Here is a 13,563-nt window from a genome sequence, read left to right as displayed (position 1 = left end):
GTTCGACGTTGGTCACCGGTCCACGCCTCCCATCACCGGGTCGATCCCGGCCACCGCGACGATCACGTCGGCCACCTGGCCGCCCTCGCACATCGCCGCCATCGTCTGCAGATTGGTGAACGACGGATCCCGGAAGTGGACCCGGTACGGGCGCGTCCCGCCGTCGCTGACCACGTGCACGCCCAGCTCGCCCTTGGGCGACTCGACCGCCGCGTACGCCTGGCCGACCGGGACCCGGAAGCCCTCGGTGACCAGCTTGAAGTGGTGGATCAGGGCCTCCATCGAGGTGCCCATGATCTTGCGGATGTGGTCGAGGGAGTTGCCCATCCCGTCCGGGCCGACGGCCAGTTGGGCCGGCCAGGCGATCTTCTTGTCGGCCACCATGACCGGGCCCGGCCGCAGCCGGTCCAGGCACTGCTCGACGATCCGCAGCGACTGCTTCATCTCCTCCAGCCGGATCAGGAAGCGACCGTAGGAGTCGGCGCTGTCGGCGATCGCGACCTCGAAGTCGTAGTCCTCGTAACCGCAGTACGGGTCGGTCTTGCGCAGGTCGTGCGGCAGGCCGGTGGCGCGCAGGATCGGGCCGGTGGCGCCGAGGGCCAGGCAGCCCGGCAGGTCCAGGAAGCCGACGTCGACCAGGCGGGCCTTGAACACCGGGTTGCCGGTGGCGAGCTTGTCGTACTCGTGCATCCGGGAGCGGAAGACCTTGACCGCCTCGCGGATCTGGTCGACGGCGCCGGGCGGCAGGTCCTGGGCGAGGCCGCCGGGGCGCACGTACGCGTGGTTCATGCGCAGGCCGGTGACCAGCTCGAAGACGTCCAGGATCAGCTCGCGGTCCCGGAAGCCGTAGATCATCAGCGTGGTGGAGCCGATCTCCATGCCGCCGGTGGCCAGGCAGACCAGGTGCGAGGCGATCCGGTTGAGCTCCATCATCATCACCCGGATGACGCTGGCGCGGTCCGGGACGTCGCCGGTGATGCCGAGCAGCTTCTCGACCGCCAGGCAGTAGGCGGTCTCGTTGAACAGCGGGGTCAGGTAGTCCATCCGGGTCACGAAGGTGGTGCCCTGCACCCAGCTGCGGAACTCCATGTTCTTCTCGATGCCGGTGTGGAGGTAGCCGATGCCGCAGCGCGCCTCCTTCACCGTCTCGCCGTCGATCTCCAGGATCAGCCGCAGCACGCCGTGGGTGGACGGGTGCTGGGGACCCATGTTGACGATGATGCGCTCGTCGTCGGCCCGGCCGACCGCCTCGACCACCTCGCCCCAGTCGCCGCCGGTGACGGTGAAGACCCGGCCCTCGGTGGTCTCGCGGGCGTCCGCTTCCTCGGTCTCTCCAAAGTGCTGGGTGTTCATCAGCTGTACGACCTCCGCTGGTCGGGAGCCGGGATCTGGGCGCCCTTGTACTCGACGGGGATGCCGCCGAGCGGGTAGTCCTTGCGCTGCGGGTGGCCCAGCCAGTCGTCCGGCATCATGATCCGGGTGAGCGCCGGGTGGCCCTCGAAGACCAGGCCGAAGAAGTCGTAGGCCTCGCGCTCGTGCCAGTCGTTGGTCGGGTAGACGCTCACCACGGAGGGGATGCGCGGGTCGGCGTCCGGCGCGGTGACCTCCAGCCGGATCAGCCGGCCGTGGGTGATCGAGCGCAGGTGGTAGACCGCGTGCAGCTCGCGCCCCTTGTCGCCGGGGTAGTGAACGCCACTCACTCCCAGGCACAGTTCGAAGCGCAGCGCCGGGTCGTCGCGCAGGATCCGGACCGTCCTCAACAGGTGGCCGCGGTCGACGTGGAAGGTGATCTCGCCGCGGTCGACCACGGTCTTCTCGATCACCTCGACCGGGTCCAGGCCCTGCTCCTCCAGGGCGCCCTCCAGCTCGTCGGCCACCTCGTCGAACCAGCCGCCGTACGGGCGTTCGCTCGGACCGGGCAGCACGATCGGGGCGGCCAGGCCGCCGAAGCCGGAGGTGTCGCCGCTGTCCTTGGCGCCGAACATGCCCTGGCGGCGGCCGACCACCTCGACCGGGATCTCGCGGACCGGCTGCTCGCGGCGGGTCTCGGGTACCTGGTCGTTCATCGCAGCTGCCCCCGCATCTCGCTGATCGGGGTGGCCTTCAGGGCGAGCGCCTCGCCGAGCTCCTCGGCCCGGCGCTTGTTCACGCCCAGCGGCTCGTGCTGGATCTTGTCGTGCAGCTTCAGGATCGCGTCCATCAGCATCTCCGGACGGGGCGGACAGCCGGGCAGGTAGATGTCCACCGGGACGATGTGGTCGACGCCCTGGACGATCGCGTAGTTGTTGAACATCCCACCGGACGAGGCGCAGACGCCCATCGAGATGACCCACTTGGGATTGGGCATCTGGTCGTACACCTGGCGCAGCACCGGGGCCATCTTCTGGCTCACCCGGCCCGCCACGATCATCAGGTCGGCCTGCCGGGGGGAGCCCCGGAAGACCTCCATGCCGAACCGGGCCAGGTCGTAGCGGCCCGCCCCGGTGGTCATCATCTCGATCGCGCAGCAGGCCAGACCGAAGGTGGCCGGGAAGAGTGACGCCTTGCGCACCCAGCCGGCGGCCGTCTCCACGGTCGTGAGCAGAAAGCCGCTCGGCAGCTTCTCCTCGATTCCCATCAGATCCCTCTCAATGCCCTCAAGTCCTCTGATACGTGGGCCGGTTCTGGCTTGTCCGCTCGTTCACAAGCGGGCGCGCAGCCGGCGGACGGGTGGAGTTGCCACCCCGCGCTCGGACCGCCCCGCGCTCAGTCCCACTCCAGGCCGCCGCGCCGCCACACGTAGGCGTACGCGACGAAGACGGTGGCGATGAACAGGAGCATCTCGACCAGCCCGAAGATCCCCAGGGCGTCGAAGGTCACCGCCCAGGGGTAGAGGAAGACGATCTCGATGTCGAAGACGATGAAGAGCATCGCCGTCAGGTAGTACTTGATCGGGAACCGACCGCCGCCCACGGGCTGCGGGGTCGGCTCGATGCCGCACTCGTACGCCTCCAACTTGGCCCGGTTGTAGCGCTTGGGGCCGGTGAGTGAGGCCATCACGACGGAGCCGACCGCGAACGCCGCCGCGATGGCACCGAGTACGAGGATCGGCGCGTAGGCATTCATAGCCCCCGCTCCCTCCGTCCAGTCGTCCTTGACTGCAGATCGGAACCGGCGGGTCACGTTGAGGTGAACCCGCGTTCCAGTTCCCGAGATCCACCTCATGTGAGGCAGTTCACAAAGCCTGGAACGAGCGCATCCTATGCCCGTCGGCTTGTGATCTGCGACACGCAGTTCACCGTCTTCTTTGTGATCTACGACACCATGTGAATGGGGTCGAATGCGAACATGCCCAAATTTGTCGACGCAAAGCAGTCGAATGATCACAAGCCGTCGCATTTGCTCGTGAAGCGGCTGGTCAGGGGCGTGTTCCTATATCAACTATGCGCCGCTTGGAGCAAATTTCCGGGCGTCATGTTGACGTGTTATAGCGGCTCACTCGGAGGGGTGGCGGGGGGCCGAACGCTCGCTTGACCCTTCGTTCACAAGCGCTCCAGGCGGCCTTCGGCGCTGCACCGGTACTGGTCGCCGCGGGCCAGGCTCCGGGTGCCCGCGCGCCCGCGCTCCGGGCCGGGGCCGGGGGCCCGGGGGCCCGGGACCGCACTCCGGGCCAGGCTCCGGGGCCCGGGACCGCACTCCGGGCCGGGGGCCGGTCGGTTACTGGTGGCCGGCCGCCTGCTCCCAGATCCAGGCCGCGATGCCCACCCGGTTACGGGCTCCGATCTTGCGCTGGACGTTGGCGAGGTGGTTCTTCACCGTTCCCGGAGAGATGAACAGCCCGGCACCGATCTCGGCGTTGGTCGCGCCGTCTGCCACCAGCTCGGCGATCTCCCTTTCTCTCGCGGTCAGTTCCTCCGTCGGCCCGGCTGTCGGTTGCGTCGCAGCGGCAGCCGACGTGACGCCCGGCCCGGGCTTCGGCTCCATGCCGGGGATGGCCATGTGGCGCAGGAGCCGTACGGTGATCTGCGGGCTGATCAACGCGTCCCCGGCCATCGCCGCCCGGACCGCCTCGATCAGCAGCACCGGCCCCGAGCGCTTCAGCAGGAATCCCGCCGCTCCGTGCCGCAGTGCCGTGTGCACGTACTCGTCCAGGTCGAAGGTGGTCACCACGATCACCTTGCACTGGTCGGCCAACTGGCGCGTGACCTCCAGCCCGTCGAGCTTCGGCATCCGGATGTCCGCGAGCACCACATCCGGCCGCAGCCGCCTTGCCTCCTGCACGGCTGCGGCACCGTCCGCCGCCTCCGCCACCACCACCATGTCCGGCTGGACGTCCAGGATCATCCGGAACGCACTGCGAACGTCCGCCTGGTCGTCCGCGATCAGGACCCGAACCGGCCCTTTGCCGCTACCCATCCCCGTACCTCCCCGTCACCGATCCGCCGGCGATCCGCCGGCGGCCGCTACGATTACGCCGGCCCCGCGCCGGCCTCCTCCAGCGGCAGCACCGCCCTCACCCGCCAGGCCTCCCGCTCGTGCGGGCCGGCCTCCAGCGAACCGCCGAGGGCCTCCACCCGGGCCGCCAGCCCCGGCAGTCCGCTGCCGCCGCCCCGGCGAGACCGCCCCGCCGGGCCCGGTGCCCGACCGTCGTTGGTCACCGTCAGCTCCAGCCGGCCGCCGCAGCGGCGGACCCTGATCTCGACCACACGCGCGGCCGGAGCGTGCCGCCGGACATTGGTCAGGGACTCGACCACGATCCGGTGAACGGTGCCCTCCACCTCGCGTGGAACCGACTCCTCCGGCAGCTCCAACCGGACTTCGGCGCCGCCGGTCGCGGTGAACCGCTCGGCCACTCCGAGGAGTTCGGCGAGCCCGGGCTGCGGGCCGCGGCCGACGCCCTCCTCACTGCGCAGCAGTTGCACGGTCCGGTCCAGCGAGGCCAGCGCCCGCTGCCCGGCCTGCTCTATTCGCTGGAACATCTCGGCCGCCCGGGCCGGATCGATCCCCGCCAGATAGGCCCCCGCCTGGGCCTGGGCGACCATGCCGCTGACGTCGTGCGCCACGAAGTCGTGCAGGTCATGGGCCAGTTCGAGTCGCTGTGCCCGCTTGGCCTCGGCCACCGCCTTCCTGCGCCCCTCGTCCAGGCCCCGCAGGTAGAGCCCGACCAGCACGGCCGGCAGGGAGAGCATCGACCCGAACCCGAAGAGCGTGAGCGTGTCCGCGGGCCCCTCGACGAACGCGAACCGGGACGGCCAGAGGGCGACCGCTCCGCAGGCCGTCCAGGCCGCCGCCGCACACCGCGGACCGTCCTCGGCGCGCAGGCTGACGACCACGGCCAGCAGCAGGACGGCCAGTTCGGCCAGGCCCGCCAGCCCGGCCCAGCGCTGCCCCTCCGCCCAGCGGCCGAGGAGCCAGACGGCGACCGTGACCACGACCGACGCCGCCCCGAGCGCCAGCGTCACGGCCACCGGCCCGTACCGCCGCCGCGCCGACCAGGCCGGCGGCGCCAGGGCCAGGACGACCCCGGACAGGATCTGAGTCATCGTCACCACCTCTCCTCGACTCTTCGACTGCCGTCACACTACGACGCCACCGGGCGGTGCGCCTGTGCCGATCGGCATATTTCAGAGGCCGGTTGAGCAGGAGGAACAGCCCGATCGGCATCTGCCGCGAACCCCCGCCGGGCCTCCAGTCTTGAGTCATCGCACCGGCCACGGAGGCCGGGGCCGAGAGGAGGCCACCACCGTGTCGAAGCTCGTGATCAATGCCCGCGCCACCACCCACCGGGCCGGCGCCACCGCCCCGGACGTCCCGCCCGCGCCGCGCTGGGCCCGGCTCGCCGCCAAGGCCGCCGTCCTCACCACCGTCCCCTCGGGGCTGTGGCGGATCGCCTTCGGGTTCGGCGCCCCGCTCGGCTTCACCGGCGCGACGGCCGCGGCCTACGCCGAACACCAACCGGGCTGGGGCACGGTCTACTGCGTGGCCCTGAGCGCCCTGGCCGAGTCGCTGGCCTTCCTGACGCTGGGCCTGGTCCGGCCCTGGGGGCTGGTGGCGCCCCGGTGGATCCCGCTGATAGGCGGCCGCCGGGTCCGGCCGCTCGCCGCGATCGCCCCGGCACTGCTGGGCTCGGTGGTGCTCACGTTCCTCGGCATGGAGGGGCTGTTCGGCGGCTGGGCCCACAACCTGGCCGACCCCGACTCGCCGCAGGGCTTCGCCGCCGTCGTGATGACGCTCGCCTACCTGCCCCTGGTCGCCTGGGGCCCGCTGCTCGGCGCGGTCACGCTCGACTACGCCCGCCGGACGCTGCGGCGGCGGTGACGAGGGCGGCCGGTCACACCGGAGTCGGCTCCGGGCTCGGCCCCGTCGCATCGGTCTCGTTCGGGGCCTCGCCTCCGGCCAGGCCGGGCACGGGTTCGGGCGCGGGCGCGGGTGCCGTGCGTCGGCCCCACTCGGTCGCGACCAGCACCAGGGCCCCGCCGAGCAGGGCGAGCGGGCCCATCCGGTTCCCGGCCACGGTGATGCCGAAGACGGCGGCCCACAGCGGCTCGGTGCCGAGCAGCAGGCTGACGCGGGAGGGCGAGGTGGCCCGCACGGCCCACATCTGGACGAAGAAGGCGAACAGGGTGCAGAACAAGGACAGATGCAGCAGCCAGGCCCACTGGCCCGCCCCGTACGAGCGCGCGACCGTCCAGGGCGCGGGCCCCGCCAGGAGCGCGACGACGGCGAACACCCCGGTGGCCACGGCGAGTTGGACCAAGGTGACGGCGAGCATGTCGGTGTCGCGGACGGCCCGGGTGCGGGCCATCGCGAGGACGTACGCGGTCCGGACGAGGGCGGCGCCCAGCACCAGCAGGTCACCGAGCGCGGGAGGGCGCAGCCCGCCGTCGCCGGTGAGCAGGGCGACGCCGAGGACGGCCAGTCCGGCGGCCGCGAGGAAGGCCTTCGGTGGCGCGGTCCGGCCGAGGGCGCTCTCGCCGAGCGGGGTCAGCACCATCGCGAGGCTGATGATCAGCCCGGCGTTGGTCGCGGAGGTGTGCACGGCCCCATAGGTCTCCAGCAGGAAGATCCCGCTGAGCACCAGCCCCAGCGCAGCGCCGCCGAGCCACTCGGCGCGGCTCAGCCTCCGCAGGGCGCGCCAGGCGACGGCACCGAGCAGCGGCAGCACCAGCCCGAACCGCAGCACGAGCATCGCCACGACCGTCCGCGGCTCGGCCACCCGCTGGACGGCGAGGAAGCTCGACCCCCACACCACGGCCACGAGCAGGACCGGAAGATCACGAAGGACCGACGAGGGCGACCTCTTGGACAGGTCGGGCAAGGAGGCTGACATGCGAAAGACCCCTCCGAACGGACGGAACCGGCAGGCGCGAGTACCGTACGGCGTCGGACGGACCCAGGTGCCGGGTGAAAGGCCCGGCGGTGGACGGGGCGGAGCACAGCGCAAGGGTGCGCCATCTTCGCGCACCGGGCCGCCGGTGATCAATGCCCTGCGGGGGCGCGGGTGGATCAGACGGCGAGCAGACCGTTCGCCGCGGCGATCGCCTCGATGTCGGCCGGGGTGCCGGACATGATCGCGCGGACGTGTTCGGTGACCAGCTCGGTCGGCCAGTCCCACCAGGCCGCACGGAGAAGGCGCGCGGTGTCGGCCCCGTCGAAGCGGCGGCGGATCGGGCGGGCCGGATTGCCGCCGACGACGGTGTACGGCTCGACGTCGGAGGTGACCATCGCTCCGGCCGCGATGATCGCGCCGTCGCCGATCCGGACGCCGGGCAGGACGGTGGCCCCGTGGCCGAACCAGACGTCGTTGCCGATCACGGTGTCGCCCCGGCTGGGCAGGCCCGCGACGATGTCGAGGGTCCGCTCCGTCCAGCTGCCGCCGAACATGGTGAACGGGAAGGTGGAGACTCCGATGGCCGGGTGAGCGGCGCCGGCCATCAGGAATCGGGTGCCGGTGGCGATCGCGCAGTACTTGCCGATCACCAGCCGCTCGGGGCCGTACGCGTAGAGGACGTTGCGCTCCTCGAAGCGGGTGGCTCCATCGGGGTCGTCGAAGTAGGTGTACTCGCCGACCTCGATCCGCGGGTCGGTGACGAGCGGGCGCAGCAGGACGATCCGGTCGTGACCGGCGAGCGGGTGGAGGGCGGCGGGGTCGGGAATGGCGGTGGCGGACACGCAGGCTCCTCTCGTAATGCGACACGAGTCGCATTAAGATGAGCATCGCACGGCCGCCACCCCACGGCAAGCCTTAACGCGACTGGAGTCGACTTTGACTGAAGCAGCCCACCCCGAGCCGGAGTCCCGCACCCCCACCCCGCGCCCCGGCGGCCGCAGCGCCCGGGTCCGGGCGGAAGTGGTCGCCGCCACGCTCACCGAGGTGACGGCCAAGGGGTACGACGGCCTCACCGTCGAGGCGGTCGCCGCCCGCTCCGGCATCCACAAGGCGACCCTCTACCGGCGCTGGGGCGGGGTCGACGGCCTGGTCGCCGACGCCCTGACTGCCTCCGCCGATCAGCCCTGGCCCCTGCCCGACACCGGAGACCTCCAGGAGGACCTCCGGCGGATCACCCAGGAGGTGTTCAGCGTCTTCACCGACCCGGAACTCGGCCCCACGCCCACCGCGCTGATCTCCGCGGCCCAGCGCTCGGACGCCGGCGCGGCCGCCCTGCGCGCCTTCTTCGCGGCCCGCCACCGCCAGGCCGCCGAGGTGGCCGAACGGGCCGTCGCCCGGGGCGAACTGCCCGCCGGAACGGACGGCGCCGAGGTGGTCCGGGCCGCCACCGCACCGCTCTACTATCGGCTGTTCGTCTCCGGCGAGCCGCTCGACGCCCGCACCGCCGAGCGAGCCGCCGACGCCGCGGCCCTGGCCGCCCGCGCCGGACTCTTCACACCCACCACGACTGCCCCGGAGGTGAACTGACGAACCCTCACACTTCCGCTGCCCGGGGGACCACAGCCGCCCCACCCCCTACCGCATCCCCGCCCGGCCATGGATGATGCACCCATGACAACCCCGCCGTCCACCACCCCCCGGAAGGCCCGTCACGTGAACCGCAAGCACTGGGCGCTGGTCGCCGCCGCCACCGTCCTCCCGCTCATGGCGAGCACCGGCACCGCCATCGCGGACGCCCCCGTGGCCGCCGCCCCCGCCTCGGGCTGCACCTACACACCGGCCGTCCCGGCGGACAACTTCAAGGGCATCCCGGTGTTCGACGCCAAGAAGGCGGCGAAGCCCTACCGCGCGACACTGCGCACCACCCAGGGCCAGATCACCTTCGAGGCCCTGACTGGCAAGGCGCCGTGCACCACCTTCTCGTTCCGGTTCCTCGCCGAGCACGACTACTTCGACCGCAGCCACTGCCACCGCCTCACCACCCAGCGGATCTACGTCCTCCAGTGCGGCGACCCGACCGGCACCGGCAGCGGCGGTCCTGGCTACTCGTTCCCGGACGAGAACCTGACTGGCGCCACCTACCCGGCCGGCACCGTGGCCATGGCCAACGCCGGCCCGAACACCAACGGCAGCCAGTTCTTCTTCGTCTGGAAGGACACCAAGCTCTCCCCCGCCTACACCCCGTTCGGCCGGATCACCGCCGGCCTGGACGTCCTCCAGAAGATTGCCGCCGGAGGCGAGGACGACCAGAACAACCCGGGCGACGGCTTCCCCAACCTCCCCGTGAACATCCGCAACGTGAAGATCAGCACCCACTGATCAGCGCCCGCCACCCGTCCCCCCGCCCGCCCCTGTCCGCCCGCCCCTGTCCGCGCTCCCCCGCTCCCGTACGGTGGCAGCACCAACGACACCGCATGGGAGCAGGAGCAGCGCCGCATGGACAGCCGGATCTGGGAGAGCGTCGACCACCTGGTCGCATGGCTGGACGAGCAGGGCACGCAGTCGCCCCAGGAGGAACGGCTGCTGCGGATCCTCAAGCTCTCCGAGGAGGTCGGTGAGGTCGGCGCGGCAGTGATCGGCGCCACTGGTCAGAACCCGCGCAAGGGCGTCACTCACACCTGGGAGGACGTCCAGCACGAACTCTGCGACGTCGTCTTCTCAGCCCTCGTCGCCCTCAGGACCCTCACCCCCGACGCGTCCCGGGTCTTCGCCGAACGCCTCGCCTACGTCGAACAGCGCTCCGCCGCCTCCCGCCGAACGCCGGACGCCGCCCCAGCTCCGACAGAGACGTCCGAAGAGGCATAGCCGACCGCTCCGTCCGGGGCTGGGCGTCTCCGCGGCAGGGGTCAGCCCTCCGCTCGGAGCGCGATGAGGAGGCTGCCGCGGTGGGCTACGGCGCTGCGGTCCACGGGATGCCGGTCCCGAGCCGAACGTCCGGGGCGAACGTCCGGGCGAACGCCCGAACCGAACGCCCGGGGCGAACATCCGGGCGAACGCCCAAACCGAACGCCCGGGGCGAACGTCCGGGCGAACGCCCGAACCGAACGCCCCGGGCCCCGGGTCAGGCGTTCGGCGCGACCCTGGCGAGGCCGTTGATCACGCGGTCCATCGCGTCGCCGCCCTGCGGGTCGGTGAGGTTGGCGAGCAGCTTGAGGGTGAAGCGCATCAGCATCGGGTGGGTGAGGCCGCGCTGGGTGGCGATCTGCATCACCTTGGGGTTGCCGATGAGCTTCACGAAGGCCCGGCCCAGCGTGTAGTAGCCGCCGTACACGTCCTTGAGGATGCGCGGGTAGGCCTGGAGGGCGCGCTCGCGGCCGCCGTCGGTGACCCGGGCGAGGGCCTGCACGATGACCCCGGCGGCGATCTGGCCGGATTCCATCGCGTAGGCGATGCCCTCGCCGTTGAACGGGTTGACCATGCCGCCCGCGTCGCCGACGAGCAGCAGGCCGCGGGTGTAGTGCGGCTGCCGGTTGAAGGCCATCGGCAGCGCGGCGCCGCGGATCGGCTCGGTCATGTTCTCGGGGGTGTAGCCCCACTCCTCCGGCATGCCGGCGCACCAGGCCTTGAGCACCTCGCGCCAGTCCAGCTCGCCGAACGCCGGCGAGGAGTTGAGGATGCCGAGGCCGACGTTGGAACTGCCGTCGCCCATGCCGAAGACCCAGCCGTACCCGGGCAGCAGCTTGCGGTCACCGTCGCGGGTGTCCCACAGCTCCAGCCAGGACTCCAGGTAGTCGTCGTCGTGGCGCGGCGAGGTGAAGTAGGTGCGGTAGGCGACGCCCATCGGGCGGTCCTCGCGCCGGTGCAGGCCCATGGCGAGCGAGAGCCGGGTGGAGTTGCCGTCGGCGGCGACCACCAGCGGGGCCCGGAAGGTGACCGGCCGCTTCTCTTCGCCGAGCTTGGCGGTGACACCGACGATCCGGCCGGTGCGCTCGTCCAGGACCGGACCGCTGACGTTGCAGCGCTCGTAGAGCCGCGCACCGGCCTTCTCGGCCTGACGGGCCAGCAACTCGTCGAAGTCGGCGCGCTTGCGGACCAGGCCGTAGTCGGGGAAGGAGGACAGCTCCGGCCAGTCCAGCTCCAGCCGGACGCCGCCACCAATGATGCGCAGGCCCTTGTTGTGCAGCCAGCCGTTCTCGGTGGAGACGTCGATGCCCATGTCCACCAACTGCTTGGTGGCACGCGGGGTCAGGCCGTCACCGCACACCTTCTCGCGCGGGAAGGCGGTCTTCTCCAGCAGCAGCACGTCCAGCCCGGCCTGGGCCAGGTAGTAGGCGGTGGTGGAGCCGGCCGGGCCCGCGCCGACCACGATGACGTCGGCCGTGCTCTCCACGGGGCTGTCCGGCTTCGTCAGATCGGCTGCGGTCTCGGACACGTGGACACACTCCTGGAACTGCGGCTGGGGGACGGCGGCTTTGTCTCCGGCAGTCTAGTTCCGCTCACACCACCGGCTGCGCCCCCGCCCCGACCACCGGCCGCGAACCGCCCCTGCCCCCCGGCCGCGAACCGGCCCCGCCCCTCCGAGCAAGGCGGCCGCCGCGTCCATCCCGTCCATCACGTCCGCCGCGTCCACCGCCCGGCTACGCGATCTTGTACGCCCGGTGCAGCGCGACGATCCCGCCGGTCAGGTTCCGCCAGGCGACCTTCGACCAGCCGTTGTCCTGGAGCCTGGCGGCCAGGCCCGGCTGGTCCGGCCAGGCCCGGATGGACTCGGCGAGGTAGACGTACGCGTCCGGGTTGCTGCTGACGGCGGTGGCCACCGGCGGCAGCGCGCGCATCAGGTACTCGGTGTAGACCGTCCGGAACGGCGTCCAGGTCGGGGTGGAGAACTCGCAGATCACCAGCTTGCCGCCGGGCTTGGTGACCCGCAGCATCTCGCGCAGCCCCGCGTCGGTGTCCTGGACGTTGCGCAGAGCGAAGGAGATCGTCACCGAGTCGAAGGTGTCGTCCGCGAACGGCAGCCGGGTGGCGTCGCCGGCGGTGAGCGCCAGCTCGGGGTGGCGGCGCTTGCCTTCGGCGAGCATGCCGACCGAGAAGTCGCACGGGACGACCTTCGCGCCGGCCTCGACGAAGGGCAGCGAGGAGGTGCCGGTGCCGGCCCCGAGGTCGAGCACGATGTCGCCCGGTCCGGCGTCCACCGCCTCGGCCACCGCCCGGCGCCAGGCGCGGGCCTGGCCCAGGGAGAGCACGTCGTTGGTGCGGTCGTACTTGGCCGCGACGTCGTCGAACATGGCGGCGACTTCGTGCGGCTGCTTGTCCAGAGAGGCTCGGGTCACGCCCCCCATTGTTCACCCTCGCACGGACACCCCGACCAAGGGGGCACGCCGACCCTCGGGGCGCACCTGGAGCCCCACCCGCCGGGCCACGCCCAACGGGCCCGTCAGCACCGAGCCCGCCGCCTCTCAGCACCGAGCCCGCCGCCCGTCAGTGCTGAGCGCGCCGCCCGCCCGCGCGGCGCCGCCGGCGGGACCGCTTGCCGTGCGTTATCGCGGGCATCCCGTCCGCCAGCGCCCCGGTCGCCAGGGCGAGGTTGGCGGCCAGCTTCCCCTTCCCGCTGCGGACCGCGAGGGCCTTGTGGTGCCGCCGGATGCGCAGCACGCAGATCAGGAAGAGCACGACGCCCACCGGCACGCTGAACCGGGCCAGGCCCACGCCGACCGGCTGCGGGTAGGTGTCGCCGCAGATCCGGACCGCGCCCGGGTCGTCGGCGGCGTGTTCCAGGCAGACCTTGTCGCCGAGCCTGGCGCCGTCCGAGAGCGGAAGCGCGGCCGCGGTGTGCGGTTCGCCGCCGGCCCGGTAGCTGACGGCGCTGTAGGTGCCGCCGCCGGTCGGGAGCTGGGTGACGACCCCCTCGACTCTCACCGGGTGCGCCTCGATCCGGTCGGCCTGGTCGGCCTGACGCCAACCCAGCAGGCACATGCCGACGGCCAGCACGGCGCTGAGCACGGCGGCGAGGTACCAACCACGGCCCAACCGCGGGATGCGCGGCGGGGGAACGGTCGCGGTTCGCATGGTTCCTGTCCTGGCTTGCCTTCGGGGCCGGGGACACGGCCCCGCCGCCCGCGGGCGCGGGCGGTGGTGTGGTGAGGGTACGGAGTGAACTGTCCGGGATCGTATCCGCTGGCGGGCCCTCAGGTCACGATGAAAGGGCAATCACTCTCCGGAACCGACACCGGAGTTCGAGTGCACACGAAGGA

At 71.8% G+C, this 13,563-nt stretch carries 15 protein-coding genes; 4 read left to right on the top strand and 11 right to left on the bottom strand.

Annotated features, from left to right (window positions below; all coding sequences use genetic code 11):
• Positions 1-12: 12 nt before the first annotated feature.
• The 6 genes from ACZ5OX_RS29945 to ACZ5OX_RS29920 form a co-directional block, all read right to left on the bottom strand.
• Positions 13-1,353: an NADH-quinone oxidoreductase subunit D gene (locus tag ACZ5OX_RS29945; protein ID WP_392882290.1), complete on the bottom strand. Its 1,341-nt coding sequence runs from the start codon at positions 1,351-1,353 to the stop codon at positions 13-15.
• Positions 1,353-2,066, bottom strand: coding sequence for an NADH-quinone oxidoreductase subunit C (locus ACZ5OX_RS29940; protein WP_465634346.1), 714 nt, complete (start codon positions 2,064-2,066; stop codon positions 1,353-1,355). Before ACZ5OX_RS29940 ends, ACZ5OX_RS29945 begins: the two co-directional genes overlap by 1 nt.
• Complete coding sequence (locus ACZ5OX_RS29935) at positions 2,063-2,617, bottom strand: NuoB/complex I 20 kDa subunit family protein (RefSeq protein ID WP_355265622.1); 555 nt, start codon at positions 2,615-2,617, stop codon at positions 2,063-2,065. Before ACZ5OX_RS29935 ends, ACZ5OX_RS29940 begins: the two co-directional genes overlap by 4 nt.
• Before the next feature lie 128 nt (positions 2,618-2,745).
• Positions 2,746-3,105, bottom strand: coding sequence for an NADH-quinone oxidoreductase subunit A (locus ACZ5OX_RS29930; protein WP_030060100.1), 360 nt, complete (start codon positions 3,103-3,105; stop codon positions 2,746-2,748).
• Positions 3,106-3,696: 591 nt separating this feature from the next.
• On the bottom strand, positions 3,697-4,395 hold the full coding sequence (locus ACZ5OX_RS29925; RefSeq protein WP_465634344.1) for a response regulator: 699 nt from the start codon (positions 4,393-4,395) through the stop codon (positions 3,697-3,699).
• A gap of 53 nt (positions 4,396-4,448) precedes the next feature.
• Positions 4,449-5,522, bottom strand: a complete 1,074-nt coding sequence (locus tag ACZ5OX_RS29920; protein WP_465634372.1) for a sensor histidine kinase — start codon at positions 5,520-5,522, stop codon at positions 4,449-4,451.
• Between the two features lie 202 nt (positions 5,523-5,724).
• Between ACZ5OX_RS29920 and ACZ5OX_RS29915 the strand changes: the two genes are divergently transcribed.
• Complete coding sequence (locus ACZ5OX_RS29915) at positions 5,725-6,297, top strand: hypothetical protein (protein WP_465634342.1); 573 nt, start codon at positions 5,725-5,727, stop codon at positions 6,295-6,297.
• Between the two features lie 13 nt (positions 6,298-6,310).
• On the opposite strand, the gene ACZ5OX_RS29910 is transcribed toward ACZ5OX_RS29915, so the two are convergent.
• The gene (locus tag ACZ5OX_RS29910; protein WP_465634340.1) at positions 6,311-7,309 is read right to left on the bottom strand and encodes a DMT family transporter; all 999 of its coding nucleotides are present in this window, start codon (positions 7,307-7,309) and stop codon (positions 6,311-6,313) included.
• Positions 7,310-7,485: 176 nt separating this feature from the next.
• Positions 7,486-8,151, bottom strand: a complete 666-nt coding sequence (locus ACZ5OX_RS29905; protein WP_465634339.1) for a CatB-related O-acetyltransferase — start codon at positions 8,149-8,151, stop codon at positions 7,486-7,488.
• Positions 8,152-8,245: 94 nt separating this feature from the next.
• Here ACZ5OX_RS29905 and ACZ5OX_RS29900 point away from each other — a divergent pair, with 94 nt between their 5' ends.
• The 3 genes from ACZ5OX_RS29900 (at position 8,246) to ACZ5OX_RS29890 (ending at position 10,174) form a co-directional block, all read left to right on the top strand.
• A complete protein-coding gene (locus ACZ5OX_RS29900; protein ID WP_465634337.1) occupies positions 8,246-8,896 on the top strand; it encodes a TetR/AcrR family transcriptional regulator in 651 nt (216 codons plus the stop codon).
• 84 nt (positions 8,897-8,980) lie between these two features.
• The gene (locus ACZ5OX_RS29895) at positions 8,981-9,688 is read left to right on the top strand and encodes a peptidylprolyl isomerase (RefSeq protein ID WP_465634336.1); all 708 of its coding nucleotides are present in this window, start codon (positions 8,981-8,983) and stop codon (positions 9,686-9,688) included.
• A gap of 117 nt (positions 9,689-9,805) precedes the next feature.
• Positions 9,806-10,174, top strand: a complete 369-nt coding sequence (locus ACZ5OX_RS29890; RefSeq protein WP_465634334.1) for a MazG-like family protein — start codon at positions 9,806-9,808, stop codon at positions 10,172-10,174.
• 256 nt (positions 10,175-10,430) lie between these two features.
• Here the strand turns inward: ACZ5OX_RS29890 and ACZ5OX_RS29885 are convergent, their stop codons facing one another.
• The 3 genes from ACZ5OX_RS29885 to ACZ5OX_RS29875 all read right to left on the bottom strand — a co-directional run bounded on the left by ACZ5OX_RS29885 (position 10,431) and on the right by ACZ5OX_RS29875 (position 13,378).
• The gene (locus ACZ5OX_RS29885; RefSeq protein WP_465634332.1) at positions 10,431-11,741 is read right to left on the bottom strand and encodes a geranylgeranyl reductase family protein; all 1,311 of its coding nucleotides are present in this window, start codon (positions 11,739-11,741) and stop codon (positions 10,431-10,433) included.
• A gap of 205 nt (positions 11,742-11,946) precedes the next feature.
• Positions 11,947-12,642: a demethylmenaquinone methyltransferase gene (locus ACZ5OX_RS29880; RefSeq protein ID WP_449791471.1), complete on the bottom strand. Its 696-nt coding sequence runs from the start codon at positions 12,640-12,642 to the stop codon at positions 11,947-11,949.
• Between the two features lie 148 nt (positions 12,643-12,790).
• Positions 12,791-13,378 (bottom strand): DUF3592 domain-containing protein, encoded by a 588-nt coding sequence (locus ACZ5OX_RS29875; protein WP_449791470.1) that lies wholly within the window; start codon positions 13,376-13,378, stop codon positions 12,791-12,793.
• Positions 13,379-13,563: the final 185 nt, after the last annotated feature.

The organism is Kitasatospora sp. NPDC032121 (assembly GCF_055580145.1).
This window is presented reverse-complemented; position numbering and strand designations above follow the sequence as displayed.